The organism is Flavobacterium bomense, assembly GCF_003970355.1.
In genome coordinates this window covers 1-2,165 of sequence record NZ_RYDJ01000043.1, presented here as the reverse complement: position 1 = coordinate 2,165, position 2,165 = coordinate 1, and the positions used below count along the sequence as shown (strand labels likewise).

The window sequence follows — 2,165 nt, the reverse complement described above, 5'->3', positions numbered from 1 at the left end:
GGAATTCACGATGTTTTTATTAATGATAAAAATGGTTGTAGGCCTGTAACTACAACAACTATTGCCGTTGTTGGAATGCCAAAATTCTTTACTCCAAATAACGATGGATACAATGATTATTGGAGTGTAAAAGGTGTAACTGCGAATTTCAATGCCAATTCTATAATATATATTTTTAACCGATATGGGAAACTACTCAAACAATGGATTCCATCAAGAAGCGAAGGATGGGATGGCACTTTCAACGGAACTCTTTTACCAGCGGATGATTATTGGTACACTATAAAACTTGAGGATGGACGTGAGGCAAAAGGTCATTTTAGTTTGAAACGTTAATAATAAGAATGAATTAGAAAAAGTAAGTAAAGGTTAAAATTTAATGTCGTATTTTACTCCAAAATTATTCAGCACAAAATTTAATTGTTCTTTGAGATTTTCAAAGCTTTTATAAGCATCAAAACCCAACCAATGATATTTTATTCTTCGCCATAGAATTTCTATCAGATTTAACTCTGGAGAATACGGTGGTAAAAAGTAAATCAAAACATCCTTTTCTTTCCATTGTTCTATTTTAGCCATAAACTTCTTTGATTTATGTATTGGTGAATTGTCAAGAATCACAACCGTTTTTTTAATAGTTTGTTCCACAAAACGATCCATAAAACAGATAATTCTATCTGAATTAAATGTTGATTCAAGTATTTCAAAATATAGCTTGTTTTTACGAGTCATTAATCCAACTACATTTTGATATTTGCCTTTAGCAGCAGGCAACAATACTTGATTATCCTTTGTTTGCCAAGCATAAGGCACATTGGGAGTGAGTCCAAAATGACTTTGGTCTCCAAAATATAAATCAATATATCCGCTATCTTCCAAACTCTTTAATGTTTCTATTTGCTTTTGTTTAAATCGAAATTGTTCTTCGTTTCGTTTACCTTTTAATGAGAGTCTAGCTCTTTTCCAACTATAACCCAGTAACTTTTAAAAAATTCTGCAATGTTTTTTTGCAGATGTTGATATTGTGTTGTTCTTCAAAGTAAATTAATACATTTTTTAAATTTCTATTGTGAAGTTCTAATTGCTCCGAAACCTCTTTGGAATAGTCTTTTAAAAGGATTTTAGCTCCTCTTCCCTCTGATATTGCAAGGGAATCAACCCCGATTTCAGCCCAACTATCAAACCACCGTTCAATGGTTCTGCGACTGACTTTAAAAATAGAGGCCAAGTCCTTAATCTTGTGTCTTTGATGCGATAAAACAAGGCATTGACTACGTTTTCTAACAGTATTATTAGGACTATTTTGATGTTGGTATTCCAATACCCCAATCTCTTCTTTTTTAAGTGTTATATATCTCATAATGAGATAAATATACAAATATTATTACATATAAACAACAATATACGACATTATTTTATTCTACCTACTTAGAAGTAATTTTATTAGATTTGTTTTAGGGGCTCGTAGGAATGGGCACAGAATGCAATTCTGCGCTATCCGCTCGAGGGGATTTACTTCGTATCCGAGCAATCGGGTTATTATTTTAGTTCAGCAAGAAATTATGCAGGATTAGATTATGAATTAGAAGTAATTTTATTAGATTTGTTTTAGTGGATTATTGAAGTGGGCACGGATTGCAAATCCGCGCTATCCACTCAAGGGCTATTTTACATATCCGAGCAATCGGGTATAGCACAGAATGCAATTCTGCGCTATCCATACAAGGACTATTTTGCATATCCGAGCGAGACATTCGCACAGCATCCCCTGATTTTTAGGAACTTTTTTTTGAAGACTTCGAGAAATCGGGTTTAGAAAGCTAACAACCGTTGTTGTTTGAACAAAATATTCTGGGATAATTAGAAATTTAGATTTTTTGAATGAGTAATTAATGTTATTTCATTAACATTTCATATTTTATTTTCTTCCCTAAATAACGCTATAAGATTTTTGCAGATTGCAAGTGTTCCTTAATAAAACAAACGTTATGAAAACTCGGTGTTGCTGACCGAGTCGGAGACATTCGCAAAGCATCCCCGGTTTTTAAGACCTTTTGGTTTTAGAAGACTTCGGCCAGCGTGGATCATTTACAACCACCTCAATTTTCCCGATCGCTCGGAAATGCAGTAATTTTTCTCGTCAACGGATAGCACCCGATCGCTCG

At 33.7% G+C, this 2,165-nt stretch carries 3 protein-coding genes; 1 reads left to right on the top strand and 2 read right to left on the bottom strand.

Annotated features, from left to right (window positions below):
- On the top strand, positions 1-336 hold a 336-nt coding region (locus EKL98_RS15345; protein ID WP_148104421.1), incomplete at its 5' end, for a T9SS type B sorting domain-containing protein.
- 33 nt (positions 337-369) lie between these two features.
- Here EKL98_RS15345 and EKL98_RS15340 read toward each other — a convergent pair.
- Both EKL98_RS15340 and EKL98_RS15335 read right to left on the bottom strand, forming a co-directional pair.
- Entirely contained in the window at positions 370-978 is a 609-nt protein-coding gene (locus EKL98_RS15340; RefSeq protein ID WP_126563082.1) for an IS630 family transposase, read from the bottom strand.
- On the bottom strand, positions 968-1,360 hold the full coding sequence (locus EKL98_RS15335) for a helix-turn-helix domain-containing protein (protein WP_126563081.1): 393 nt from the start codon (positions 1,358-1,360) through the stop codon (positions 968-970). The genes EKL98_RS15340 and EKL98_RS15335 overlap by 11 nt, the downstream gene beginning before the upstream one ends.
- Positions 1,361-2,165: the final 805 nt, after the last annotated feature.

Coding starts and splice junctions, on each gene's coding strand:
- EKL98_RS15335 (WP_126563081.1), bottom strand. CDS start 1,360: ATGAGATATATAACACTTAAAAAAGAAGAGATTGGGGTATTGGAATAC.